Origin of the sequence: Runella sp. CRIBMP (assembly GCF_009905605.1) — a bacterium.
In the GTDB taxonomy this organism is placed as follows: domain Bacteria; phylum Bacteroidota; class Bacteroidia; order Cytophagales; family Spirosomataceae; genus Runella.
In genome coordinates this window covers 205,010-231,161 of record NZ_JAAAKZ010000007.1, presented here as the reverse complement: position 1 = coordinate 231,161, position 26,152 = coordinate 205,010, and the positions used below count along the sequence as shown (strand labels likewise).

Genomic DNA, 26,152 nt, shown 5'->3' with positions numbered 1-26,152 from the left:
CTTCTTTTCGAAGAAAACTCATGGTGAAACTCCCCGACAACCAATCGACCTTTTCTGATCTTCAGCTCTGGCTTCAGTTGAAGAACGGAAGTGAGTTGGCCTTGGGTAAACTCATCAAAAAATACTTCAATCCTTTACAAAACTACGGCTACAAGTTTGTCCGCGACGAAGATTTTGTGAAGGATTGTGTTCAGGAAGTTTTTATTGAAGTATGGCAGCGCCGCGACCGCCTCAGCACACCCGACAGTGTGCGGGCCTACCTGTTGAGTTCGGTTCGGAAAAGGGTGCTCCGCGAAGGATTTCGGCAGCAGATTATTAAGGAAGACGAACCCCTCGACCTCGAAAACAATTGGCATTTTATTGAACTTCCGCACGAACGATTGATGATTGAAGAAGAGCACGAAGCCCAACTCAAACACAAGATAGGCGCGCTACTCAACCAACTCCCTAAACGCCAACGAGAAGCCATTTATTTGCAGTTTTACCAGAATTTGGAGCGCGAAGAAATCGCCCAAATCATGGATATTCATCCGCAATCCGTCTCTAATTTATTGCAAACGGCGTTTAAGTTATTCCGCCAAAATTGGCAGGTAATCTATGCTTTGCTGGGGATACTCGATTTGTTTATTTTTTAAAAATCCTGAAAAAACAAGTATTTCTCTTCTCCTATTGCCATCTATAAGAAATCCCCCTTTGCCTCTGCCAAATTTAACGAAACCGTTCCTCTATGAATACTTTGTATCGCAACTACCGATTCGAAGATTTTGCCCGCGATGAGCGCTTTCGTCGGTGGGTTCTTGACAACGAACCAGAAAGCACCCATTACTGGACTGAGTGGATGAACCAAAATCCCGATTGTGCCGAAACAATACAGTTGGCCAAGGCCTTTTTGTTGGCGCTTGAAAACGACGAAACCACCTTCAATCAAGCAGAGTTGGAACAGATTACCCAACTCATAGTGACCATCCCCGAAAAACCCGTGGTGTCGTTCTGGAAAAACACCGCCTTTCGTTTGGCCGCCTCCATACTTTTGGTGGTAGGGGTAGGATTTGGCTTGTACAAATACCTAAGCACACCTTCTCTTCCACTAGCGGAGATGGAAGATTCATTCCTGCCACAACTTACCAATAACTACCTAGAAAGCACCAATCAGACTAATATTCCGCAAAAAATCAGTTTGGAAGATGGCAGCACCGTTACGTTGTATCCTAAAAGCAGCCTGCGTTATCCCACCCCCTTCAACGCCTCCCGAAGAGAAGTATATTTGAACGGAAAAGCGTTTTTTGACATTTCCAAAAATCCACAAAAACCATTCTGGGTCTACACACACCATATTTCAACGCAGGTTTTGGGGACGAGCTTTATGGTCAATTCTTTTGCGGATGCCCAAGAGGCAAAAGTGGAAGTAAAAACGGGGAAAGTATCGGTTTATACCCGCAAAGACCTCGAAAAAGCCAAACAATCCCAACAAAATATGATGGCTGGGGTAGTGCTGACGCCCAACCAACAGGCTGCATTCTTAAAAAATGAAGAGCGCCTCTTCAAATCCATCGTAGAGGCCCCCGAAGCAGTGGTTGAAGCCCCCAAACAAGAATTCATTTTTGAAGAAACTCCTGTATCTCAAGTGTTTAAATTTGTAGAAAAGATGTACGGCATTTCGGTCATTTATGACGCAAAGACCATGGAATCCTGCTACCTCACCGCCAACCTCTCCGACGAATCACTTTTTGACAAGCTTGATTTAATCTGTAAAATCACCCATTCTACCTACGAAATGGTTGATGGTCAAATCATTATCCACAGTCGAGGCTGTAAATAGAACTTTTTCAAAAAAAAACGTTAAAAAACAAGTATCTTAGCTTTACATCTGCCATCCATGAGAAAACCACTATTTTGTCATGGATAAATTCTACCAAACAACCAATCTTCTCCGAACACTCATGAGAATTTCCTTCACACAGATGATTATTGCCATTCTGTGCATGAGTGCCTCTTATGCGCACGACGCGGTGGGTCAGGAAATGCTTGACCAAAAAGTAACCCTTAAGCTTTCCAACGAGGATTTGAAAAGCACATTGGGTGCCCTTGAACGCACCACCAACGTGCGGTTCATCTACAACCCTAAGGAAATCAAGGCCAATCAAAAAATTAACATTAACGCCCAAAACGAAAAACTAAAGTCAGTACTTGAGCAAGTACTGACGCCGCTCAACATCAGTTTTGAGGCCAAAGGGAAACAAATTGCCCTTTTCAAAAAAGCGGTGGGGTTTATCGAAACACCCCTCCAAACCCCAAGTCTTCTGCAGAATCAGTCCATTGACCGGAATGTAACCGGTAAAGTGACCGACGAAAAAGGTGAGGCATTGGTCGGGGTAACGGTACAAGTGAGAGGAACCACCCGGGGAGCTACCTCAGACGCGCAGGGGGCCTTCCGTATTTCGGTAGTGGATGAAAAATCGGTGCTGGTATTTTCCTACATCGGCTACGCCAAACAGGAAATTACGGTGGGCAATCAGACCAATTTCAACATCAGCTTGGTGGTAGATGATAAAAGCCTCGAAGAGGTCGTGGTGGTAGGATACGGAACCCAAAAGAAAGTAAATCTGACGGGGGCCGTGTCGACGGTAGATTCCAAAATGATTCAAAACCGCCCCAGTAGCAACTTAGCCAACGCCCTTCAAGGAACGACCCCCGGCTTAATTGTAACCCGCGTAACGGGGCAGCCCGGTAATGAAAGCCTCAACCTGCAAATAAGGGGCGCAACCACCGCCAACGGCGATGTGCCCCCCCTCGTGATTTTGGACGGGGTAACGGTACCCAGCTCCACGCTCCTCAACATGAACCCCAACGACGTAGAAAGCATGAGTGTGCTGAAAGATGCGGCTGCAGCTGCTATTTATGGCGCACAGGCTGCGGGAGGGGTAATATTAGTAACGACAAAAAAAGGAAAAGCGGGCAAAGTAACTTTTGATTATTTGGGTCAATATGGTACCGAGTGGGCCATCAATGTGCCCGAACGATTGAGTTTATTGGATGAAGCCAATCTGGTAAATTTAGGCCAACTCAATGCAGGCGCGGGCCCAGAATACAATGCGTTTGATTTGGAACAAATCCGTAACAACGTACCGTACGTGGTCAACCCTGCCGATACCAACAACTATTTGTTTTACAATCAGGAGCCACTTACCGACCAACTTTTACGGAAATATACTTCCATGCGTACGCACAACATCACAGCGCGCGGCGGTACGGATAAATTTAACTTCATGATTTCGGGCGGTTATTACGAAAAACAAGGCGTTTTTAAGGTCGGTCCCGACAACAACAAACGCTATAATCTGCGCGTAAACTTAGGCACTCAGCTCACCAAACACCTTTCGTTGGATACCCGAATTGCCTATACGCTCGAACAAACCCGCCAGTCTTCTTCGGGAGCCGATGGCGGCGGACTTTTATACCAAGTGTATCGCCTACGTACCCGAACGCCTTTCTTCACGCCTGAGGGACGCTACAACGGCGCCGGTTCGGCCGCGTCGGCCTATGCTGAGTTGGAATCGGGAGGCTACAACAATCTCGACAAAAACTTCTTTGACGGAACTTTTACCCTCAAAGCCGCCGAAATCGTAAAAGGCCTGACCCTTCGGGCCGTGGCAGGAACGCAGTTCCGTCCCCAAAACCGCAACACATTTTTCCGGACGGTTCCTTTGTGGGGCCGCAACAGCATCTCGCGCTACATAAATCAAGTAAACTCGTACCGCGTTAACCGCGATTTGACCAAAAACTTGAATTTACAGTTCTTGGCAGATTACAATTTCAAAATCGGCGACAAACACCGCTTCAGCGTATTGGGAGGCTATCAGTGGGAAGACTCCCGTTTTGAAAGTGTGTTTACCCAAGCCAACAACCTTGTAAGCAACGACTTACCTACGCTAAGCCTCGGCGACGACGCCACCAAAAGCAACAGCGAGACCATCCGGACCTACGCATTTCAATCAATTTTTGGTCGTTTCAACTATAATTTCAGCGACAAATATTTATTTGAAGTGACGGTTCGCCAGGACGAAAGCTCTAAACTTGCACCTGGCCTGCGTACCCAAATTTTCCCTGCGGCCTCGGTAGGTTGGAACGTTCATCGCGAAGCGTGGTTTGCCAACTCATTAGGGTTTATCTCTGAGCTTAAACTGCGTGGTTCATGGGGCCGTTTGGGCGGTGCGTTGGGCAGTACCCTTGGCTTTTATGATTACCTAAACCAATTGTCGAGAAGCTCAAACCTTGTGTTGGGCGATGCCCGGGCTTCCTTTATCGGTCAAACGTTTATTCCGTCGGCGGCGCTTTCTTGGGAAACCATCGAAACCACCAACGGAGGGGTTGACCTTGGATTTTTCCAAAATCGTTTGCAGGCCAACTTTGATTATTACGTCAAATTCAACCGGAACATGCTCACCCCGCAGCAGCTTCCCGCCACCATCGGGATTGCCACTCCGCGCAAAAACAACGGAGAACTGAAATCATGGGGCTGGGAACTTGACCTGCGCTACCGCGACCGCATTGGCAAAGATTTCAACTACAATGTTTCGTTCAATCTTTCCGACAACCAAAACAAACTCATCAATTTCTCGGGCCGTCGAGTTATCAATGCGGGCTTCAACAGCCTTATTGAGGGCTACCCCATCAATACCCTTTGGGGCTACCAAACCGCTGGATATTTTACCTCTGCCGATGAAGTCAAAGCCTCTCCATTCCAAGATAACCGTACAGGCCCAGGCGACGTAAAATACATCGACCGCAACGGTGACAACCGCCTCACGGTGGGCAAAGGTAATGTGGAAGATTTTGGTGATTTAGTGTTTTTGGGCACCGACCAACCCCGTTTGTTGTTTGGCTCAACCTTGGGATTTGATTGGAAGGGATTTGACTTCATGGTGTTCTTCCAAGGAGTTGGCAAACGTCGCTTCCGTCCCAATACCGAGTCGATTGCCCCTCGTTTGGTAACTTGGAAACAACCTTTGGCCATTCACGCCGACTACTGGACCCCCGAAAATCCTGACGCCCTTTATCCTCGTCCGTTTACGGGTGCTACGCACAACTACGTAGCCTCTGACAAGTGGATTTTGGACGGCAAATACATGCGTCTTAAAAACTTCCAAGTAGGCTACACCCTGCCAAGTACGTTGACTAAGCGCGTTAAAATTGAGCGCGCCCGCTTCTTCTTCTCAGGACAAGATTTATTTACAATTTCGGGCTTGGGAGCATTCCAAGGCTATTATGACCCCGAAACCCGCAACGGTGTCGAAAACGACTATCCGTTTTTTGCCACGGCATCAGTGGGTTTGAACGTCTCTTTCTAAGCACCGAATTTTAAATTTTAGCACTTTCGAAAATGAAAAAAATACTTAATTATACCGCTTACACTTTCGCATTGATGCTGGGACTGTCGGCCTGCGAAGTGAACCGCCTGCCCGAAACCGCCATCAGCGACGATACCTTCTGGCGCTCAGAATCTGACCTTAAACAAGCCGCCAATTACCTGTACACTTGGATGCCCGGGTTTAATACCGACGACAACTGGTCGGACGACGCCATTGGTTTATCGTCAAACGGTATCAGCGACGGCTCACGTTTGGCCCCATCTACCGACGGGTCGTACAACACGCCGTATCAGCTCATCAGAGCCGCCAACAACATCATTGAGAAAGCTCCACGTGCCACTTCGGCTCCTGTAACGGTCATTGACCGGTACATTGCAGAGGCTCGCTTTTTTAGGGCTTTTGGTTATTTTTCGTTGGTACAACGCTACGGCGACGTTCCCCTGATTTTGAAAACGCTCACCGATGATTCTCCCGAGCTAACCGCCGCCGCGGCCCCACGTGAGCAGATTGTTGAACAAATGTATCAAGACTTAGATTTCGCTGCTTCAAAATTGCCAACTCCTACGCAGTTGGGAAATGCCGATTACGGTCGCATATCAAACACAGCTGCTCTGGCATTTAAAGCTCGCGTAGCGTTGTTTGAAGGGACTCGGGCTAAATTTCACAATTCAGGCGACCCTGTCAAGCACTTAACGGCCGCTTTCAACGCCGCCAAAGCAGTCATTGACAGTAAGCAGCACGATTTGTTTGGCAACTATTTTAACTTGTTTCAATACGAAGGAGAAGGCCGTCAAAACCGAGAAAATATCATGGTGCGCCAGTACGGAGTTTCCATCACTGACCGTGTTTCAACCCATGCTTACTACCGGGGCTCCATCGAAAACGGCAACACCAACCCTACAAAAGCGCTTTCTGATTCATACGTAATGAGCGATGGATTGCCCATCACAAAATCACCGCTGTACAAAACACCAACGGCCACCATTGAGATATTTGCCAACCGCGATGCCCGGATGATTGCCACATTTATGAAACGTGGCGACGCTCAGATGACCACCAAACCCATCTTCGACGTAGCCAACCTTTCGTTCAATAAAACGGGTTACATGTTCCGCAAGTTTGCCAACGTCGACGACTGGAACACGCAGGCATCGCGCATCGACCGCCCTGTTTTGCGCTATGCAGAGGTACTACTTACTTACGCAGAGGCCCGTTTTGAGTTGGACAACGCCATCAGCGACGCCGACCTTGACTTAACCCTCAACCGCCTACGGGCCCGCGCGGGAGTAGCCAAATTGACCAATGCTTTTGTAACCACCAATGGCCTGACGATGCGCGAAGAAATCCGCCGCGAACGTCGCGTAGAATTGGCCCAAGAAGGATTCCGTTATTGGGATTTGATTCGTTGGAAAACTGCCGAAGTTGAGCTTCCGAAGCCCATTTTAGGCATTTATTTCTTTAAATCAGAGTTCCCACCCGCGACCGTCAACCTCACACCCGATAACTTTATTTTGGTGCAGGCCGCCAGTTTCCGCAAGTTTGACCCTGCCAAAGATTACTTGTGGCCGTTGCCCATCAACGAAATATCGCTCAACCCTGCGTTGAAACAAAATCCCGGTTGGTAATCGTAGTGGTGTAGGATTTAAGCATCCTACACCCTTCAAAAGCCCCTACTCAAGGATACCAAATTTGGGGTATTTTTATCCAACACAAACCTTTAGAGGCACATAAAACACCTACAAAACAACGGTGTGTTTTGTGTGCCTTTCTTTTTTTCGATAAAAACACTTTAGTAGTCAATAGTAAATGCGGGTCATAATTCTCTTGATGCAGTAGCAAAGAATAAACGTTTGTACCAATCACTCACAACCATCATGAAACCTGTCATTACTGCTTCTCGACTCCTTTCCTGCTCATTGGCCCTCTTGCTGGTGGGAATCATGTCGTTTATCCCGCCCAAAAAGAAAGACAAAGAAAATTGGATTTCTTTGTTTAACGGAAAAAATATCAAAAACTGGACGGTCAAAATTCACCACCACGAGGTCGGCGATAACTACGGGAAGACGTTCCGGGTAGAAGATGGCATCATCAAAGTGCGCTACGATCAATATGATAAGTTCAACGAGCGCTACGGACATTTGTATTTCAACACGCCTTACTCCTACTATCACCTCAAAATGGAGTATAGGTTTACGGGAATATGGCGTAAAGATGCTCCAAGTTATACCGAGCTCAACAGCGGTGTGATGTTTCACTCCCAAGACCCCCGCACCATGCCCAAAGAACAGGATTGGCCTATCTCGGTAGAGATGCAGTTTTTGGCAGGACTGGCCGACGGCAAGCCACGCCCCACAGGCAATATGTGCTCACCGGGCACCGACGTGATTTTTGAAGGTAAAAAAGACCCGCGTCACTGCATCAACTCAACCTCCAAGACCTATCCCAAAGAAGAATGGGTAACGGCCGAACTCATCGTCTTGGGCGACTCGCTCATCACGCACAAAATCAACGGAGAAGTCGTGCTGCAATATGCAAAGCCCCAAATCGGCGGTGGAGTGGCTAATCGTTATGACCCCGCCATCAAACAAGACGGAAAAATGCTCAAAGAAGGTTTCATTGCCCTACAAAGCGAAGGGCAGGAAATTGATTTCAGGAATATTCAACTCCTGAATCTGGAAGGCTGCATGGACCCGAAATCCAAATCATACCGACCATATTATGTCAAAGACAACCCTTCAAAATGCAGGTAACAAACTAAAAACAGTTCTCTGTTGCCTTTCTGCTGTGTTTTTTCTGTGGGCAACAGAGTCCTGCAAACCAGCGGAAACCACCCCGCCCATGCCTGAATTTACGGGCATTTTAAAAAACATCAAGGCTGAGCACCCACGCCTGATGCTTTCCAATGAGCGCATTGAAGAGCTGAAGGCATTGCAAAAAAACGAACCTACGCTCGATAAATACATCAAAGCGGTGTTGGCGACGGCCAACGCCATGCTCAGCAAAGCACCCCTGCAGCGGGTTTTGGAAGGCCCCCGGCTACTGGGCGTAAGCCGCGAACTGCTCAACCGAGTTACGCACCTGTCGCTAAGCTACCGCCTCACCAACGACAAAAAATACCTGAACGCTGCCCTTACCAATCTGAAAGCCGTTTGCGCGTTTTCAGATTGGAATCCATCCCATTTTCTGGACGTTGCCGAAATGCTACATGGCGTAGCGATTGGTTATGACTGGCTATATGCCGACCTGAGCCAAGCCGACCGGGACGTGCTTCGAGAAGGCATCAAAAAACACGGATTGGCCGAATACCGCAAACGCTACGCTACCGAATGGTGGAGCAAAGCCGAAAACAACTGGAATCAAGTGTGCAACGGCGGACTCATTGTAGGCGCATTGGCAGTAGCCGAAACCGACCCTACGTACGCGCAAGATTTCGTTCCTTTGGCCCTACAAAATATGCCCGTAGCCCTCAAAAACTACGCCCCCGACGGACTTTGGTACGAAGGGCCCGCCTACTGGAGTTACGCCACGGAGTATTTGGTGTACGGCATGGCAGCGTTGCAATCAGCTTTGGGCACGATGGGTAACTTGGAAAAATCGGCTGGGTTGGACAAAACAGGCTTAGTTCCGATGATTTGTACCTCACCCAATTATGGTTTTTTAAACTTTGCCGATGCGGGCGAAAACAGCAAATCCGACGCTTCCAAAGCCTTTTTTTATTTGGCTAAAATCTACAACAACGCCAACATTTCCAACTACGCCCACGAAGTCATCAAAAGCCGCAATTTATTGGCGCAACCACACCATGTGCTGTGGTACCAAGCACCCACTACTAGCACTCCTACCCGCGATCTGGACACTTATTTTAAAGGAAAAGTAGAAGTGGTTACGATGCGAAGCGCTTGGAACGACCCCAATGCCCTCTGGTTGGGCGTAAAAGGTGGGGTGAACAGCTCTGAACACTCGCACCTCGACTTGGGTAATTTTGAACTAGAAGCAGGTGGCGTGCGCTGGGCGCGGGATTTGGGCTCCGACGATTATAACCTGCCTGGCTACTGGACCATGGGCGTGGGCGGCCAACGCTGGGCATACTATCGCCTCAATTCGTTCAGCCACAACGTGCCGTTATTTGGTAATAAAAACCAATATGAGCTGGCCAAAGCAAATTTTATCGAAACCAATCTAAACACCGCAACCCCGTCTGCCGTACTTGATTTGACAGAAGCTTACCGTGATTTTGCGTCCAAAAGCACCCGAAAAATTAGCATGATTGAGAACCGAAAAGCATTTTTAATCGAAGATACGCACACATTAACCAAAAATACCGAAGTGGCTTGGGGCATGACAACCGCCAACCAAATTGAGCTTTTGAAGGGCGGAAAGGCTATTTTACGCAATTCTACCATCACCACCCGAACCCTAGAAGCTGAAATCATCACTCCCGTAGGAGCCGAATTTACGGTAGAATCCGCAACGCAAAAAGCCCCCGAAAAATTGAACACGGGCAACAGCCGCCTGATGCTACGCCTGCCAAATCAGACGAGAGAAATAAAAATTGTGGTTAAATTAACGCCGAAGATGTCTTAATACTGCATGAACCCTTCGGAATCCTTCAATACAACGTGGCGCAAAACCGCCTCGACGATTTATAAAAAACCCATTGATTCAAAGATTTTCGGCTCGGTCGAAATCGACATTACGGAGCTAGAACGCTACATTCAGGCCCAACGCAAAGCGGGCGTCAAAGCCACACTGACCCATTTTTTCCTGTTGGCAACGGCCCGGGCCATCAAAGAAGAAGTGCCTGAATTTAATACCTACCTCAAACGCGGCAACATTTACACCCACCCTCACATCGACGCCACGGTGAGCGTACTGCGCCACGACGGCGAAATGGGCTCGGTCAAAATGAACAACATTGACACTTACACCTTGGCCGAACTCGTTGAATACCTCCGCCAAGAAATCCGAACCGCCCAAAAAGGAGAAGACACCTCGAAGGCCATGAAAGATTCGTTGGCTCGCATTCCGTGGCCATTGCGTGGCATGGTCTACCAATTGATTAAATACATCACGGTGCATTTGGGGCTTTCGATTCCGTTCCTGAACCTGTCGGCCAATCACTTCGGAGCATTTTTTCTGTCCAATATCGGTAGCCTCGGGCTGGATATTGGCTACCCTGCGTTGTTTCCGTCGGCCAATGTTTCTTTTGTGCTTATCATGGGCGGCATTTCCAAAAAGCCTTGGGTGGTCAACAACGAGATTGTTCCACGCACCATTATGACCCTCGGTGCCGCCCTCGACCACCGCGTGGTTGATGCCTCTCACGGCGGTAAATTGTTCACCTATTTGAAAAAAGTCGTCGCAAAGCCCGAATTGCTGGAAAAAATATCCTCCCACTAATCTAACACCCTTCTTAAGCTACTGCTCCCCCAAAAAGTAGATTATTTTTATATCCATCTCTCAAAGAGGAATATACGTTGGCCGATGTAATTTTTGAGCAACAAAAGTCAGTTTAATTTTTTTAAGTTGCCCAAACGTAGAAACCCAAAACCGCAAACGTTTGCGTAAAATTTGCCAGCAGAAATTTGGGCCATCTTTTGTCTTATTTTATTTATTAATAGTAATTTACCCATATTTTTAAAGTAGAAAAGGCCCAAAACTTCTTTTAAAACAAAATCAAAATTGCTTTCTTTGGATTTTTCTTTACACACCACTATTGTACTTTTTTAATAAATACCCTTTTGATAGTTAGCATCAAATAAGTACTTTAATCATAAATATTTTACCCAAAACAGTAATCTCAAGCGTTCAGGTGTGACGCGGCCGTTTTTACAATTCAAAGTTTGAGTCTAATCAAAATTAACCCAACATCAAGGCCAAGCTGAGATGTCGCGGTGCATCTCAGCTTTATTGCGTAGAAAGATCCATGCCACTTACGCGTAAAATATAAATTTGGCAACTGCCTTTCTTATTCTTGCTATACGCTTACCTTTTCTCAATAATTTCACTCAAAACAACTTAACAAATGAAAAAACAATTACACGTATGTTGGCAAATTGCCCGGAATACGCTTTTAGGCGGCATTTTAGGGATATTTTGCCTAGCGAGTGTAGCCCGAAGCCAAAGCATTTCGGGACAAATCACGGCGGCTGAAAACGGCGAAGGTCTGCCTGGCGTCAGCATCCTTGTAAAAGGAACCAACCAAGGAACTACCACCGACAATACGGGAAAATACACCCTCAAAGTACCCAACAGCAATAATACAACGCTCGTAGTGAGTTTTATCGGCTACTTGAAGCAGGAAATAGCGGTAGCAGGCCGCTCGGTCGTCAACCTTTCTCTTGAAATAGACACCAAAGCCCTCGAAGAGGTCGTGGTGGTCGGGTACGGGGTACAGGAAAAAGTAAACCTAACGGGAGCCGTCGGAACCGCCGACAGCAAACGCCTCATGAACCGCCCCATTGCCAATGCGGGTGAAGGTTTACAAGGGGTGATTCCCAACCTAAACGTCAACGTTCGTAACGGTGACCCTGCCGCCGCCGTAACGTTCAACATCCGTGGCTATGAATCTATCAACGGTGGCTCACCACTTGTTTTGGTCGACAACGTACCGATGGATTTGAACCGAATCAACCCCAACGACATTGAGAGTATCAGCGTACTGAAAGATGCCTCTGCCGCTGCCGTTTATGGCGCGCGTGCGGCGTTTGGGGTAGTTTTGGTGACCACAAAAAGTGGCAAAAGCGGCAAAGTGACGGTCAATTTCGGCACACAGACGTCGTTGGCCAAGCCTATCTTTAACATGGATGTTGTAACCGACCCTTACGAGTTTGTACAGGCCCGTAATGCAGCCAATATCCGCACCAGTGGCGTACCTTCCTACGACGCCGACATGGTGGCAGGCACTAAAGCCTATTCTGAAAATCCCGCCACGGCTCCGCAATGGAAAGTAGTCAACGGAGCGCTTCGTTACTACGGTTTTAATGACTATCAAAACCAAATCATGACAGACTACGCCCCGACCAACCAATCGGATTTATCGGTTTCGGGTGGTTCTGACAAATCGAAATTTTTTGTCTCGTTAGGATATTTCAGCAAGGATGGTTATTTGAAAGAAAAATCAAAAAATGAGGCCTTCAAACGCTATAACATCTTAGTAAAAGCTGATTTTAAAGTGAATGACTGGTTGAGTTTGGACGAAAAAGTGGTTTTTAACTCTGAGAACAGCAATAAACCCCACTTCTACAACTGGGACGTAAACATCAACTCGCTGGCGCGTGTTCCGCCCATCATGCCGATTCAATTTCCAGATTTACCATTTTATGTAACACAAGGCGACCGGGAGAAGTACGCACCCTATATCGGTAAATATTTCGGCGGCACCAACTTCTTCCCATACCTAAAAGACGGGGGCCGCACCACTTACACCAACAACGACATCTGGCTGACCCAAGGTGTAACCCTTACGCCACTAAAAGGCCTAAAAATCCGTTCGGATTTCTCGTACAACATTTTCAATCGCATGTACCAAGATGTACAAAGCAAAATTGAAATTGTAGACGCCAACTTGTTGGCTGCCAACCTAATAAGCAATGGCTTTAGTGGTGATGACTGGATTCGTAACGAAAATACGTACAATCAATACTACGTTTTCAACGCTTTTGCGGAATATAAACTACCGCTTTCAGTAAACCACAATATGACCGCGATGGTGGGTTTCAACCAAGAACGCGGCCAAAACCGCTTTGCGGGCGCACAGGCCCGGGGGCTTATCACGCCGCTGGTTACTGACCTAAACGCCACTACGGGGGTTCAACAAACCTTCGGTAGCAAGTCGCATGTGGCATTGCGCGGGGCTTTTTACCGACTAAATTATAACTACCGCGAGCGGTATTTGATTGAACTTAACGGGCGCTACGATGGCACCTCACGCTTTCCACAAAACAGTCGTTTTGGCTTTTTCCCCTCTTTCTCGGCAGGATGGCGTATTAGCAATGAAAACTTCATGGCGGGGACCAGCAAGTGGTTGGACAATCTAAAGATTCGGGCTTCGTACGGAACACTGGGCAATCAGCTGTTGGGCAACAACTTTTACCCCTACGTTTCTACCATGGGAACGGGTCAATCACCCTACATCTTTGGTACGGGTACCATCCCTGTAGTAACGGCGGCGGGTTTGGTAAGCCCCAGCCTAACTTGGGAAACGGTAGTTTCCAAAAACATTGGTCTTGATTTTACCATGCTGAAAGGCCGTTTAGATGCTTCTTTTGACCTCTTCACACGTGATACCAAAGACATGCTCATGAACGTGACCTACCCGGCGATCTTAGGCACCAACGCCCCACAGGAAAACGCCGCCGACCTACGCACCAAAGGCTGGGAACTGTCAATGACATGGCGCGACCGTATCAAAAAAGACTGGAACTATGACGTAACCCTAGCCCTCTCTGACTGGACGGCCGAAATCACTAAATTCAACAACCCCACAGGCGCCATCAATAACTACCGCGTAGGACAGCAATTGGGTGAAATTTGGGGATTTGAAACCGTAGGAATTTTCCAAACCGCAGACGACGTGGCCAAAGCGCCCAAACAAACCAACATCGGTAACAACTGGAGAGCGGGCGATATTCAGTACGCTGATATCAACGGCGATGGCAACATCACCCTCGGTAACAACACCGTGGGCAACCCTGGCGACCGTAAAATTATTGGTAATTCTACACCTCGCTATAGCTTTGGTATCAACAGCGGTATTAGTTACAAAAACTTCCGATTGGGATTGTTCTTTCAGGGAATCGGCAAAAAAGACCACTGGCCCAGTTCCGACAACTGGACGTGGTTTTTCCCGTTCAATGCAGGTCACGTAGAGCGTTATTACATCACCGACACCTGGCGTGAAGACAACCGCGACGCGTATTTCCCCGCCGCGCACATTTCAACCAACGACAAGAAAAACGTGCAGGTACAGTCGCGGTATCTGCAAAGTGCTTCTTACATCCGTTTGAAAAACATCACGTTTAGCTACGACCTGCCGCAAAACCTAATCAAGAAAATCGGCATGGGCAGAGCACAGGTGTTTGCTACGGGCATGAACCTCTGGGAATATACCAAAATGCGTAAGCCTCTGGATCCCGAATCCATTCAATCGGCGGCAATTGAGTACCCTATGCAGCGAATCATGACGTTGGGCTTAAATGTGTCATTCTAATTTCAATCACTTAAAAAGCGAGTTCAAATGAAAAACAATATAATCAAATCGTGCTTAATCGCTCTCACCATTTTGGTAGTGAGTGGTTGCAATGACGAATTTTTGGAGCGCTATCCGCTGGATAGAATTACGAACGAAACCTTCTGGAATACCGAAAACGACTTGCGGGTGTACAACAATAGTATCTACGATCTGGCCCGCAACGACGACAACGTACCCATCTTGATGGCCCACCACAACGGGTTTGACAGCCACTGGGCAAGCGTATGGTTTCAGGATGAGTTTGCCGACAACATGGCCCCGCGCCACGCACGCCACACGGTATTTCAGCAGGTACGCGCCGGCAAGCACACCATTCCCGCCGCACCGCAGCAATTTGGGTACAAAGGCTGGAACTTTGTGAGAGCCTGTAATGTGGGCTTGGCCAACTATGGTAAAGCTAATATTGCCCAGAACATCAAAGACCGTTACATTGCCGAAGCACGTTTGTTCAGAGGCTGGTTTTATGCCGAAAAAGTATCCAAATTCGGCGATGTGCCGTGGGTAGAAAAAGAACTCAACACCGAGTCGGAGGAGCTGTTTGCTGCCCGTATGCCACGCGAGCAAGCCATGGAAAAAGTGTTGGAAGACCTGAATTTTGCTGCCACCAAACTCCCCGACAACTGGGGCGACGGCGGTGCGCCGGGCCGTCTCAACCGTTGGGCCGCCCTATTGGTCAAATCGCGCGTGTGTTTGTTTGAAGGTACTTGGCGCAAGTACCACGGTGGCACCGACCCCAACAAATGGCTACAAGCCGCCGCCGATGCCGCCAAAGAATTGATGGACAAAGGCCCATACAGACTTTATAGTACAGGTGACCCACAAAACGACTATAACGCTTACCACCGCGTGTTGAATCTTGCCGGCAACCCTGAAGTTATGTATTGGCGCAAGTACCAATTGGGTGTGTTTACCAACCACGTACAGTCTTATTTTGAATACGCCGGCGGAGCTACCAAAAGTTTGGTGGAAGATTATTTATGTACCGATGGCCTACCGATTTCATTATCGCCGCTTTACAAAGGTGACGGCAAAATCGAAGATGTATTTGAAAACCGCGACCCGCGTTTACGCCAAACCGTGCTTCACCCTGCCGATGCCGCAAAATACAAGTACCACTTGGGCGACGGCCGCACGTATCCACGTATTTTAGGTATGGCGGGTGGCTACATCTCCGAAACGGGCTATCACATCATCAAGCATTACAACGCCGACGATATGATTGGAAAAGCCTTTGACACGGCCGAGTCACCGGGTATCATTTTACGTTTTGGCGAAGCGCTCTTGAACTATGCAGAAGCGCAAGCTGAATTGGGCAAAATCACGCAAGGAGACCTTGATGCCAGCATCAACAAACTCCGCGACCGCGTCAAAATGCCGCACCTAAGTCTGGCCAATGTCCCTGTCGACCCACGTTACACCAGCGACGGCGTAGCGCCCATCATCGTCGAAATCCGTCGTGAGCGTCGTATTGAGCTGTTCATGGAGGGCTTCCGATATGGCGACCTCAGACGTTGGAAACAGGGTAAAAAACTTACCATTCCTACCATGGGTATGCAATGGGATGACGCCGCCAAAGCCCGCTACCCAGGCGTGGTGGCAAAAACCGCCGTTGATCCTGTTTCAAAGAAAACCTACATCGACGTCTATCAGGGAACTGATTTTGCCAACCCAGTTTTTGACGAAAGCAAACACTACCTGTGGCCTATTCCGCTGAACTCACTGGCCGAAAACCCCGCCATTAAGCAGAATCCAGGCTGGCAGTAAGTCATTTATAAATAATTTTCAAACGCTGCCAAGGCTTGTTACTCGCAATTTCAAGCTTTGGCAGTTTGTTTTGTAAAAGTCAAAACTATCCTTAATACCTTCCCAGTTAGGCTAGCCAACCATTTACAGAAAAGGTAAATCTCATGCTCAATCGCCGAAATTTCCTCAAAACGGGCTTATTGGCTGCGGCTTTTCCAGTCTGCCCAGCAGTTGCTGATACCGACGAACTTCCTCATTGGCCTCTGCCCAACTTGAAAGCACTCTTTCCCGAAATTATTAAGATTGAATCCGTCGAACTGCTTAAAACACAGGGAGAATTAATGCTTGTTGTCAGAGCAAACGGTCAGCTAGGCATAACTCAGTGCAATGACCGAATGCAACACCTTACCTCCTTGCTGAAAGGGCTGATTTTGCCGCATTTTCTGGGAAAAGATGCCCGCGATTTACCCCAATTGGTAGACAACGCCTATCGCCTCAACAGCAATTATAAATACGCGGGAATGCCGCTCTGGAACTGCATCGGAAGCGTCGAAATAGCCGTCTGGGATTTGTTGGGAAAACTTCTTCAAAAGCCTGTTTATCAATTGCTGGGCAAGCAAGTTAGAAACGAATACCCAGTCTATATTTCTGATTTTAACCGCGAAGGTGACCCCGAAAAAATCGCTAATCAACTCTTGGAAAAACTAACGGTAACGGAAGCCAAAGGGGTAAAAATAAAAGTAGGCGGACGCATGGTCAATACTCCCGAAAATGCCGCCCAAACCCGAAAATACATTCCGCTGTTACGCAAGATTTTGGGCAATGAAATCATCATTTATGCAGATGCCAACGGCTCCTATACCCCGCACGAAGGCATTGAAACGGGAAAAATGCTCGAAGATAACGGCGTAGCCATTTTTGAAGAGCCCTGCAATTTTGAAGACGAAGAAGGCATGAAAATCGTCACCAAAGCCCTGTCTAAAATTGTACTCGCTGGCGGAGAGCAAGACAGTAGCTTGTATCGCTTTCGGCGCTTGGCACAAGACAAAGTCTATGACCTTCTCCAACCCGATATGTACTATAATGGCGGTATATTACGGGCGCTGCAAGTGGCTGAAATCGCCAAAAAATACGGTGCCGTGGGTATTGCACCGCATACCCCCAAATCTGACCCGCTCATTGCTCCCTTTTGGCAGGTGGTAGCGCTAATTCCCAACCTCTACGGCTTGCAAGAATTTGTCTATAATCCCACCGAAAAAAAGCCAACCTGGCATACCGATATTCGCTTAACAAAAGGAAAAATGACCATTCCCAATCGAGCAGGTTTAGGAATAGACTATGACCCATCCATCTGGCAGTCGGCCGAAAGAATTGTGTAAAATGAAACGTATCACGCCAAAATCTAGGCGGATATACATTAAAACGGCACGTTCTGTGGGTTTCAACTGGGATTTTTATGGTAAATCTGCCCAATTCCTGCTTTTTACTAAAGAGTTTTACATCGTTACTTTTACATATTGGTAATATGTCTCTCTTCTATTTTGCGTTCCAACTACAACAGAACATTATCCATAACACAGTCTTTAAAATGAAAAAAGCACCATTTTTTTTGTACTTAATAGGAGTCATTCTCTTCTTTCAGAGTGTCGCTTTTGCGCAACTAAAGCACCTTAACCATGTCAGCAAACTCCCTGACCACCCGCGAATTATGTTGTTAAAAGGAGAAGAAAAAGGAATCCTGAACAACATCAACTCCGATAAAAACTGGGCCACCATTCACCAAACCATTTTGGTCGAAAGTGACAAAATCATCGATCTGCCGCCGTTGGAACGCATCCAAATCGGGCGGCGTTTGCTCGACAAATCGCGCGAGGCATTGCGTCGAATTTTCATGCTTTCGTACGCGTATCGCATTACCCGTGACCAAAAATACCTCAACCGCGCCGAAACTGAATTATTGAAAGTTTCATCATTTTCGGACTGGAATCCGTCGCACTTCCTCGATGTGGGCGAAATGACCATGGCCGTGGCCATCGGATACGATTGGCTGTACAATGATTTACAAAAATCTTCCCTGCCCATCCTCAAAGAAGCCATTCTCAAAAAAGGCATTGAACCGTCGTTAGATTCAAAATACAACAGCTGGCTAACTGCCTCCCACAATTGGAATCAGGTCTGCAACGCGGGCATGACCTACGGCGCATTGGCCATTTATGAGGACAACCCAACGCTGGCTAAACAAATCATTGACCGCGCCATTGAGTCCATCAAGCTGCCCATGGAAGATTATAACCCCGACGGCGCGTATCCCGAAGGCTACGGCTACTGGGGCTACGGAACAAGCTTCAACGTATTATTTCTGAGTGCTGTACAAAAAGCACTAGGCAGCGATTTTGGGTTATCAAACGGCCGTGGATTCTTAAATACGGCCGCTTATTATCAGCACATGGTCGGTACGTCAGGCAAAACCTTCAACTATTCCGACGCGGGCAGCGGCTCGGGCGGCGTGAGTCCAGCGGTGTTTTGGTTTGCCAACCGCACCCATTCTCCATCGTTGTTATTCGGTGCCAAAAATATCCTTGAAAAGGGCGCGCCTAATATGGGACGTGACCGGATTTTGCCCGCCGCCATGATTTGGGGCAACGGCATTAAATTTGAAAAGGTAACTGCCCCCAAAGCCCTCCTTTGGGCAGGTAAGGGCAAAAACCCCGTAGCCATGATGCGCTCGTCTTGGACCGACCCCTCCGCTATATACGTTGGATTAAAAGCTGGCTCGCCTTCTGTCAACCACGCCCACATGGACATCGGTTCGTTTGTGATGGACGCCCTCGGGGAGCGTTGGTCGATGGACTTGGGAATGCAGGAGTATGAATCGTTGGAATCAAAAGGTGTAAAGCTGTGGGATAAAGGTCAAAACGCCCAACGTTGGGAGGTGTACCGGTACAACAACATGGCCCACAGCACCCTGACATTCAACAATGAACTACAACGCGTGGATGGCTACGCTCCGCTTTCGGGAACGGTCAATAAGCAAGCCTTTACAGGGGCCATTACTGATATGAGCGCAGTGTACAAAAACGCCGTCGCCTCCGCCAATCGCGGCATTGCGATTGTGGATGGCCAATACGTGGTTGTGAAAGATGAAATTTTAACCAACGACAAACCCGCCACCGTCAAGTGGGTCATGATTACCCCCGCCGAGGTGCGCATCGACGAAAACGGAATGGCCGAATTGAGTCAAAACGGCAAAAAACTTCAACTGAAAGTAGCCGAACCCGCCAACGCTTCCATCAAAACCCGATTGGCTCAGCCTACGCACGATTACGATGCGCCCAATCCAGGGGCAACGCTTGTCGAGTTTGAAATCAATCTGCCTGCCAATACAAAAAACACCATCAATGTATTGCTGATTCCAGAGGGTGTTTCGGTCAATAAAGAGACAAAAATTCCGTCGTTGAGCGATTGGAAAAAGTGATTTATCAGAAAATTCAGCAATCATACCAACCCACCTAACGAGTGCTTTCTCAACCCTAGTTAATTCATGAAAAAATGGCTTTTATTGCTAACGTCGGCAGGTTTCCAAACCCTGCCGACGTTCGTACCAACGTTGCTGTTAACCTCCACCTTAGAGGCACAAACCCTCAACCAGACAGACGACGGATTTCGCGGAATTTGGTACCACATCGGTAAACTCGACAACGAATATGTCCACAAATACAGCGGTGGACTCGGCACCTACCCCGCCAACCACAGTCCATTTTCGGTATACAGTCCCGAAGTCAAAAAGACGTTCTTTTGCTTCGGCGGAGCCTCAAAAGATGCAAAACCCAGTCTTTTACACGAAATTTCCTACTTCGACCATACCACGGGCCAAGTAGCCCGCCCGACCATTGTACTCAATAAAGCCACCGACGACGCCCACGATAACCCTGTGCTCAACATCGACGCCCAAGGGTATCTTTGGTTGTTTTCGACCTCCCACGGTGTCGAACGTCCTTCGTATATCCACCGCAGTCGGAAGCCGTACGACATCAGCACCTTTGACAAAATCGAAGCAACGTATTTCAAAAATGGTAAACAATTGCCTTTTGATAATTTTTCGTACCTGCAAAGTTTCTACCAAAACGATAAAGGCTTCTTTCATCTGATGACCCACTATGAGCGGGGAATCTTGAAATATGGAGCTAAAAAACCGCGTCGCACCATTGGCTATATCACGAGCAAAGATGGTATTCAATGGTCTGACATTAAAGACATTGGCACCATTGAAGAGGGACATTATCAAACGGGCGGACAGTGGAACAACAAAATTGGTACGTCGTTCAATATGCACCCCGACACCGAAAAAGGCGCAGGTCTGGATTACCGCACCAATTTGTATTATGTAGAAACCAACGATTTCGGACAAAGTTGGCAAAACGCCGAAGGCCAAAAACTGACCTTGCCCCTATCTACTCCCCAAAACGGTGGGTTGGTCAAAGAATACCGCTCTGCGGGCCTGAACGTTTACATAAATGACCTTACCTACGACGCCAAAGGCAGACCGATCATTTTGTTTGTCACCAGCAAAGGCCCCGACCCCGGGCCAAGTCAGGGGCCGCACACGTGGCAGGTGGCTTTTTTTAATGGTAAAACCTGGGAAATCAACCCTGTGACAACCGCCGATCACAACTACGACATGGGTTCGCTATACGTCGAAAACCTTACCACTTGGAAAATCATCGGCCCCACCGAAGCAGGCCCACAGCCCTACGGGACGGGCGGCGAAGTGGCGGTTTGGATTAGTAAAAACCAAGGCAAAACGTGGCAAAAACAGATTAATCTGACCCCAAACAGCGCCTTCAATCATTCCTACGTGCGACGGCCGCAGAATGTACATCCCGATTTTTACGCTTTTTGGGCCGATGGTCACGCACGGCAGCCTTCGGAGTCATCGTTATATTTTTCCACAAAAAAGGGCGAAGTGTTTCGTCTGCCGCGTCAAATGAAAAATGAATCTGAAAAGCCAATTCGGGTGAAGCCATAAACGCGAAAGTTTCCGCTATTTCAAAAATGAAGTTACCGGTTACAAAAACACAAAGACCTTGAGGCGTTTCTCAAGGTCTTTGTGTTTACTAATCCTGCCGTGAAAAAGAAAGCGCTAAAGCATTCTTTTGATTTCTTTAGCACAATGTTTGTACTGTGCATCAAATTCTTTGGAAGCTCTCACTTGATCAACGTAAAAAGATGATTTTTTTACCTCAGGATAAGCCTTCACAGCGGCTTCCATTTTCTCAGTATTTTCTCGATTTTGCCGAATTGCCTCATCAACGGCATTTAATGATAACCTTACTGTTTTGGCAAGTTTTTCGGATTTACCCAGTGCTTTTAATTTTTGCAAACTGTAATAATATATCGCAGGACTCAGGTTTTTTTCAGTAGCTAAGACATCTGTATAATATCTTAACGCCTCAAGCGCTTCAGCAGAGTTGTCTTCCAATAATTCCGTTTTTAAAATCATCTGCATTGCGCAGAGCTGTTTCATACATGAATTCTGCACATTTGATTCTGTAAGCTCATTCAAAAAGCTCCTCATCTTGCCATCTTCCGCTTTCCAGGAAAATTTTGCCGTAGGATCATACTTGCCTTTGCTATTCTTTATGGGTTGGAAAACATCAGGTACGCGAAGTTTAGAAGATGATAAGCCTAAATAAAACGTTTCGGCCTTCTCTCCGTGAAAATTGAGCCTACTTAATTGTACCAAATCTCGGTTTTCAAAGGCACTTCTAATTGATTCAACACTTTTGCTTGATGTTTCGGAATTACCTGCCGAAATTTTCTCCAACGCTGCATTATACTGGCATGAAACACAAAAGATAAGAAGTGTACATAAATAAGCTACATTTTTCATGGAATTGAATGTTTAAATGGCTAAGAAATTGTTTTCATAAAGTACTATATCGTAAAGCTTTGGGCTACGTAAAATTAAAATTTTTTTGTACAAATTTTTTAGCCGGGGCTCTGAAAACAAAAATACCAACTTCTACACCACTTGCAAACCCTGTCACGTACTAAAATCTTAGCCTCAAGTATTTTAACTGGCAAGAAATCAGAAAGCATTTAGACTAAAATTGGCGACTGCATATTTCTAACATTAGAATAAACTCCCTTTGGTGCTTTTATAACCATGCCTAAAACCTCTTTCATGAAGCACATTTCCTCTTTTCTGCTTTTTATCCTCGGCTCGTTTGCAGGCTTCGCTCAGTCGCCTTTTACGTCCCATGAAAAGACCCATTTCCAACAAGCCCTCACCAATGGCCAAGCCGCCAACGAGGGCTTTCGTCGCAGTCACCGTTTTTTGTTGGGCTGGCTTACAAAAGCCGACCCCGCTACGGGCCTCATTCCGCGTAATCTCAAAGAAAGTACCTGCATTTGGAACGCTTGGGACGCCGCCGCCGACAATTATCCGTTTATGGTCATGACCGCCTCGATGCTCGACAAACCGCTTTTTGAGGGAAAAATGCGCGAAATGCTCGCCACCGAAACCCGCCTGACATCGCGCGTGGGCCGCCTGCCAGATGCCTATTCTTTTTGCAAAAAGGGGTTTCAGAATGACCACATCGACACCAGTCAGGTGGTATTTGGCAGTGCAGAATACATGAAAGACGGACTAGTGCCGCTCACCGAATGGCTCGGCCCCAGTCCGTGGTCAGAGCGGATGCTGGGCATTTTGGAAGACCTCGACAAAATCGTGGATGTTCCGACTCAAATCAAGGGGAGTTTTTTCGGCAATAGTGCCGTCGTGGAAGTGGGCGGGGATTTATTGCAAGTACTGGCGCGGATGTATTGGCTCACCAAAAACCCTAAATGGCTGGCGTGGGGCATTCAAATCGGTGATTATTATTTAAGCGATGCCCATGTGCCTACGCGGACCCTCTCTCGCCTGCGTCTGCGCGACCACGGTTGCGAAATCGTGGCTGGATTGGCCGAGATGTATGCTGTGGTAGCCACAAAAAATCCCGCCAAAAAGAAGCAATGGCAACCGTATTTGCACGAAATGCTCAATACCATTCTGGCCACCGGCCGCAATGAACACGGACTTTTTTACGACGAGGTCAATCCGCTGACGGGTGAGATAGTACAAAAACGAATCGCCGACAATTTTGGCTATACACTTAACGCCTTTTATACCGTCTACATGATTGACGGAGTAGCCGCTTACCGGGAAGCAACGCTGAAAGCACTCAGCTCGCTTTCAGCAAATTATCGTAACCATGATTGGGAAAACGGCAGCGCTGACGGCTACGCCGACGCCATTGAAGGAGCCCTGAATTTATACCTAAGAGAACCGATTCCGAGCGTCAAAGACTGGCTCGAAAGCGAGATAAAAGTACTTTGGAATTTTCAAAAACCCGATGGAATCATAGAAGGATGGCACGGCGATGGAAATTTTGCGCGAACGTCGCTGATGTATGCACTCTGGAAAACCGCAGGAGTTCATATTTCCAACTGGAATCCTGACGTGATTTACGGTGCGGTAAGCGACAAAAACAATATGTACATTACGCTGACTTCACCTACGGCTTGGAAAGGGAAACTCATCTTTGGAGCCAATTGGCACGCAGACCACCTCCACATGCCCGCTGACTACCCTCGTATCAATCAGTTTCAGGAGTGGTTTTCGATTGAGGCAACCAAAAACTATCGACTGACCATTGGCAATAAAACCCAGACCATAAAAGGCTCAGCGCTGATTGCAGGTTATCCCATTTCTCTCAATCCCAACGAAACGATTCAATTGCGCTGCGCTCGCTGAGCAATCCTGTTATGGGTTTTGAGAAACCCGCCGCACGTCGAAAAAACCGCGTTTACATTCAGAATATTAAAAATTAAAATGCGTTCGAAGCGTAAAAACTCCGTCTTTCACGTCGGTTTCGTAGCCTTTCACGGCCGTTTTTTCGTTAATAGGATGTTCATACCAAAAAACCACGCGAAGGTGTTGATTCACGTAATACACGTAGCCGCCGCCAAAAGTATCGAACCGAACATCCGCACTCGTAAAACCATTTTTGGCGTCAATCATTTTTCCCTTCACGTCGGTATTGGGATTGTACCAATCATACTTTAACACAAGCTGATGGTCTTGGCTCCCAAGATGCTGAAGAAAGTAAAAATAAGCACCGTCAAATCGGCGCGTGTAGAGTGGCAACGGCACTCCTGCGCTCGAAACAGGATAACTCCCTGGCGTGGTACTTGACGCCGCCGTTGCGGTTTGTACACCCCGAATGTATTCCGCCCGAAATTCAGTCTGCCCCTTTTTGTTGGGGAAAATTAATTGAAAATCGGCACCGAGATAGCGCCTTGGCGCAGTGCGGCCAATATTTGATGCAGCCGAATCCTTTTCAATAATCGGCTTTTCATCCACTTTTTTAGCCGCGTACATCAAGGCATTTTGACTCGTTATGCCCCCCAAATAACTGCTAACGCCCCACGAAAGCTTGCCTCCCGACCTACTTATCGTGCGCCGCTTAGAGCTGATACGCCCCACCACATCCTTATGACTGTCGTATTCGGCCGTTCCAGTGAGTCCTTGTCCATTATAAACCCCTAAATCAATCGCCAACCATTTGAAATTTGAATTCTTTCTTCGGGGGTTTAAACTAAACATGAAGCCCAAATCACGCTCGGTTTGCACCAAAGTTTGTGACATCCGACCGCGCTCGGGTGCCTCTCTAAACGCCGATGACAACAGAACTTCATGCCCAAAAGGCCTTGCCATTACGCCTGCCGAGAAGTGAAATAAATCCCATTTGTGTTCAAAAACCCGTCCCCAAAAATCGCGAATATTGACCCCACGCTCGGTACCGTCAAATTGAAACACAAAATAAGTCGAAGGTCGTCCGTCGTCGGTCAAATGCGAAAAATCGGCCCGAAATCGCCCACGGCGCAGGCGAAAGCGATTGTTGACCTGCGGTCCGAAATCCCCGCCATTGTAGATATTTCCACCCGCTCCGTTCGACTCAGCCAACTGAAACTGCGGCTGCAGATAACCGCTAAATCCTATTTTACCCAGGCGGCTATTGAGCGATAGCATACTTTTCCCGATACGGGTGGTCGTATCAATCATATCGGTCAGCAAGCCGCCGTTATTATTAGTTATCTGCCCAATAGATTGGAAACTACAACAGGTAATGATAAAAAAGAATAGCGTTTTTCGGAGAATTCTCACTGGTGTTCGGTTTATCTAAGGCGGCAAAAATTACCTTTTGCCCGCAAAAAAGAACACAAAGTTAAAGATTTGGTAACATTGTTTACCATTAGAAATCATCAAATAACAATTTGGCTAACATTTAGGGGCCACCTCTTCAACCAGATTCCCTAACTCATCATTCGGTACTCGCTGGGTTTCATGCCGGTTTGGGCTTTAAAAAACCGCGCGAAGTCGCTGATTTCATTTTTGCCGATTTTATAGGCAATTTCTGTAACATTTAGGTTGGTCTGTTTCAAAAGCACTTTGGCTTCGAGCAAAAGCATCTCGTTCAGTAAATCGTGGGCTGATTTCCCCAAGGTTTTCTTGACGTAAAGGCCCTGGTTTAGACAATTCTTCTTTAAAATCTGCTAAAGGAGAACACTACGGTTTGTCCGCTCTTGGCATCCAATGAAAACTTACCGTTGGCGTCAGTGGTTGTGCCTCTTGCGGTGCCTTTCAATAGCACGCTTACGCCGGGTAGTTTCTCCCCTTTTTCCGAACTCACAACGCCCGAAATTTGCTGAGCGCTCAATTTGATTGGTTTAACATTTCTGAAAA

General features: G+C 47.4%; 17 protein-coding genes. 13 read left to right on the top strand and 4 right to left on the bottom strand.

The features are described 5' to 3' along the window. Positions 1–20: 20 nt before the first annotated feature. The 12 genes from GVN20_RS18490 (at position 21) to GVN20_RS18435 (ending at position 21,391) form a co-directional block, all read left to right on the top strand. A complete protein-coding gene (locus tag GVN20_RS18490; protein ID WP_166559763.1) occupies positions 21–635 on the top strand; it encodes an RNA polymerase sigma factor in 615 nt (204 codons plus the stop codon). Between the two features lie 92 nt (positions 636–727). Further along, complete coding sequence (locus GVN20_RS18485) at positions 728–1,819, top strand: FecR family protein (protein ID WP_166559762.1); 1,092 nt, start codon at positions 728–730, stop codon at positions 1,817–1,819. Positions 1,820–1,898: 79 nt separating this feature from the next. Further along, positions 1,899–5,348 carry a TonB-dependent receptor gene (locus GVN20_RS18480; RefSeq protein WP_229599114.1) on the top strand — a complete coding sequence of 1,150 codons (3,450 nt, stop codon included), beginning with the start codon at positions 1,899–1,901 and terminating at the stop codon, positions 5,346–5,348. Between the two features lie 32 nt (positions 5,349–5,380). Further along, entirely contained in the window at positions 5,381–6,994 is a 1,614-nt protein-coding gene (locus GVN20_RS18475; protein ID WP_166559760.1) for a RagB/SusD family nutrient uptake outer membrane protein, read from the top strand. Positions 6,995–7,243: 249 nt separating this feature from the next. Next, positions 7,244–8,119, top strand: a complete 876-nt coding sequence (locus tag GVN20_RS18470; RefSeq protein WP_166559759.1) for a DUF1080 domain-containing protein — start codon at positions 7,244–7,246, stop codon at positions 8,117–8,119. After that, positions 8,088–9,953 carry a DUF4962 domain-containing protein gene (locus GVN20_RS18465; protein WP_166559758.1) on the top strand — a complete coding sequence of 622 codons (1,866 nt, stop codon included), beginning with the start codon at positions 8,088–8,090 and terminating at the stop codon, positions 9,951–9,953. Before GVN20_RS18470 ends, GVN20_RS18465 begins: the two co-directional genes overlap by 32 nt. Before the next feature lie 6 nt (positions 9,954–9,959). Continuing rightward, positions 9,960–10,769: a 2-oxo acid dehydrogenase subunit E2 gene (locus tag GVN20_RS18460; RefSeq protein WP_166559757.1), complete on the top strand. Its 810-nt coding sequence runs from the start codon at positions 9,960–9,962 to the stop codon at positions 10,767–10,769. Between the two features lie 625 nt (positions 10,770–11,394). Continuing rightward, positions 11,395–14,580: a TonB-dependent receptor gene (locus GVN20_RS18455; RefSeq protein ID WP_166559756.1), complete on the top strand. Its 3,186-nt coding sequence runs from the start codon at positions 11,395–11,397 to the stop codon at positions 14,578–14,580. Between the two features lie 27 nt (positions 14,581–14,607). Then, positions 14,608–16,386 carry a RagB/SusD family nutrient uptake outer membrane protein gene (locus GVN20_RS18450; RefSeq protein WP_166559755.1) on the top strand — a complete coding sequence of 593 codons (1,779 nt, stop codon included), beginning with the start codon at positions 14,608–14,610 and terminating at the stop codon, positions 16,384–16,386. A gap of 143 nt (positions 16,387–16,529) precedes the next feature. Then, positions 16,530–17,744: a mandelate racemase/muconate lactonizing enzyme family protein gene (locus tag GVN20_RS18445; protein WP_166559754.1), complete on the top strand. Its 1,215-nt coding sequence runs from the start codon at positions 16,530–16,532 to the stop codon at positions 17,742–17,744. Between the two features lie 209 nt (positions 17,745–17,953). Beyond that, positions 17,954–19,840, top strand: coding sequence for a heparinase II/III family protein (locus tag GVN20_RS18440; protein ID WP_166559753.1), 1,887 nt, complete (start codon positions 17,954–17,956; stop codon positions 19,838–19,840). 66 nt (positions 19,841–19,906) lie between these two features. Then, a complete protein-coding gene (locus tag GVN20_RS18435) occupies positions 19,907–21,391 on the top strand; it encodes a BNR-4 repeat-containing protein (protein ID WP_166559752.1) in 1,485 nt (494 codons plus the stop codon). Between the two features lie 114 nt (positions 21,392–21,505). On the opposite strand, the gene GVN20_RS18430 is transcribed toward GVN20_RS18435, so the two are convergent. Further along, positions 21,506–22,255 carry a hypothetical protein gene (locus GVN20_RS18430; RefSeq protein ID WP_166559751.1) on the bottom strand — a complete coding sequence of 250 codons (750 nt, stop codon included), beginning with the start codon at positions 22,253–22,255 and terminating at the stop codon, positions 21,506–21,508. A 294-nt stretch (positions 22,256–22,549) separates the two neighbouring features. On the opposite strand from GVN20_RS18430, the gene GVN20_RS18425 reads away from it, so the two are divergent. Then, positions 22,550–24,160 (top strand): hypothetical protein, encoded by a 1,611-nt coding sequence (locus GVN20_RS18425; RefSeq protein WP_229599113.1) that lies wholly within the window; start codon positions 22,550–22,552, stop codon positions 24,158–24,160. A gap of 66 nt (positions 24,161–24,226) precedes the next feature. On the opposite strand, the gene GVN20_RS18420 is transcribed toward GVN20_RS18425, so the two are convergent. The 3 genes from GVN20_RS18420 to GVN20_RS18410 form a co-directional block, all read right to left on the bottom strand. Further along, a complete protein-coding gene (locus GVN20_RS18420; protein ID WP_310586830.1) occupies positions 24,227–25,573 on the bottom strand; it encodes a porin in 1,347 nt (448 codons plus the stop codon). Positions 25,574–25,722: 149 nt separating this feature from the next. Then, the gene (locus tag GVN20_RS18415; protein WP_229599112.1) at positions 25,723–25,911 is read right to left on the bottom strand and encodes an AraC family transcriptional regulator; all 189 of its coding nucleotides are present in this window, start codon (positions 25,909–25,911) and stop codon (positions 25,723–25,725) included. 41 nt (positions 25,912–25,952) lie between these two features. Further along, positions 25,953–26,126, bottom strand: coding sequence for a carboxypeptidase-like regulatory domain-containing protein (locus GVN20_RS18410; RefSeq protein WP_206023310.1), 174 nt, complete (start codon positions 26,124–26,126; stop codon positions 25,953–25,955). Positions 26,127–26,152 lie beyond the last annotated feature (26 nt).

Coding starts and splice junctions, on each gene's coding strand:
- GVN20_RS18490 (WP_166559763.1), top strand. CDS start 21: ATGGTGAAACTCCCCGACAACCAATCGACCTTTTCTGATCTTCAGCTC.
- GVN20_RS18485 (WP_166559762.1), top strand. CDS start 728: ATGAATACTTTGTATCGCAACTACCGATTCGAAGATTTTGCCCGCGAT.
- GVN20_RS18480 (WP_229599114.1), top strand. CDS start 1,899: ATGGATAAATTCTACCAAACAACCAATCTTCTCCGAACACTCATGAGA.
- GVN20_RS18475 (WP_166559760.1), top strand. CDS start 5,381: ATGAAAAAAATACTTAATTATACCGCTTACACTTTCGCATTGATGCTG.
- GVN20_RS18470 (WP_166559759.1), top strand. CDS start 7,244: ATGAAACCTGTCATTACTGCTTCTCGACTCCTTTCCTGCTCATTGGCC.
- GVN20_RS18465 (WP_166559758.1), top strand. CDS start 8,088: ATGTCAAAGACAACCCTTCAAAATGCAGGTAACAAACTAAAAACAGTT.
- GVN20_RS18460 (WP_166559757.1), top strand. CDS start 9,960: ATGAACCCTTCGGAATCCTTCAATACAACGTGGCGCAAAACCGCCTCG.
- GVN20_RS18455 (WP_166559756.1), top strand. CDS start 11,395: ATGAAAAAACAATTACACGTATGTTGGCAAATTGCCCGGAATACGCTT.
- GVN20_RS18450 (WP_166559755.1), top strand. CDS start 14,608: ATGAAAAACAATATAATCAAATCGTGCTTAATCGCTCTCACCATTTTG.
- GVN20_RS18445 (WP_166559754.1), top strand. CDS start 16,530: ATGCTCAATCGCCGAAATTTCCTCAAAACGGGCTTATTGGCTGCGGCT.
- GVN20_RS18440 (WP_166559753.1), top strand. CDS start 17,954: ATGAAAAAAGCACCATTTTTTTTGTACTTAATAGGAGTCATTCTCTTC.
- GVN20_RS18435 (WP_166559752.1), top strand. CDS start 19,907: ATGAAAAAATGGCTTTTATTGCTAACGTCGGCAGGTTTCCAAACCCTG.
- GVN20_RS18430 (WP_166559751.1), bottom strand. CDS start 22,255: ATGAAAAATGTAGCTTATTTATGTACACTTCTTATCTTTTGTGTTTCA.
- GVN20_RS18425 (WP_229599113.1), top strand. CDS start 22,550: ATGAAGCACATTTCCTCTTTTCTGCTTTTTATCCTCGGCTCGTTTGCA.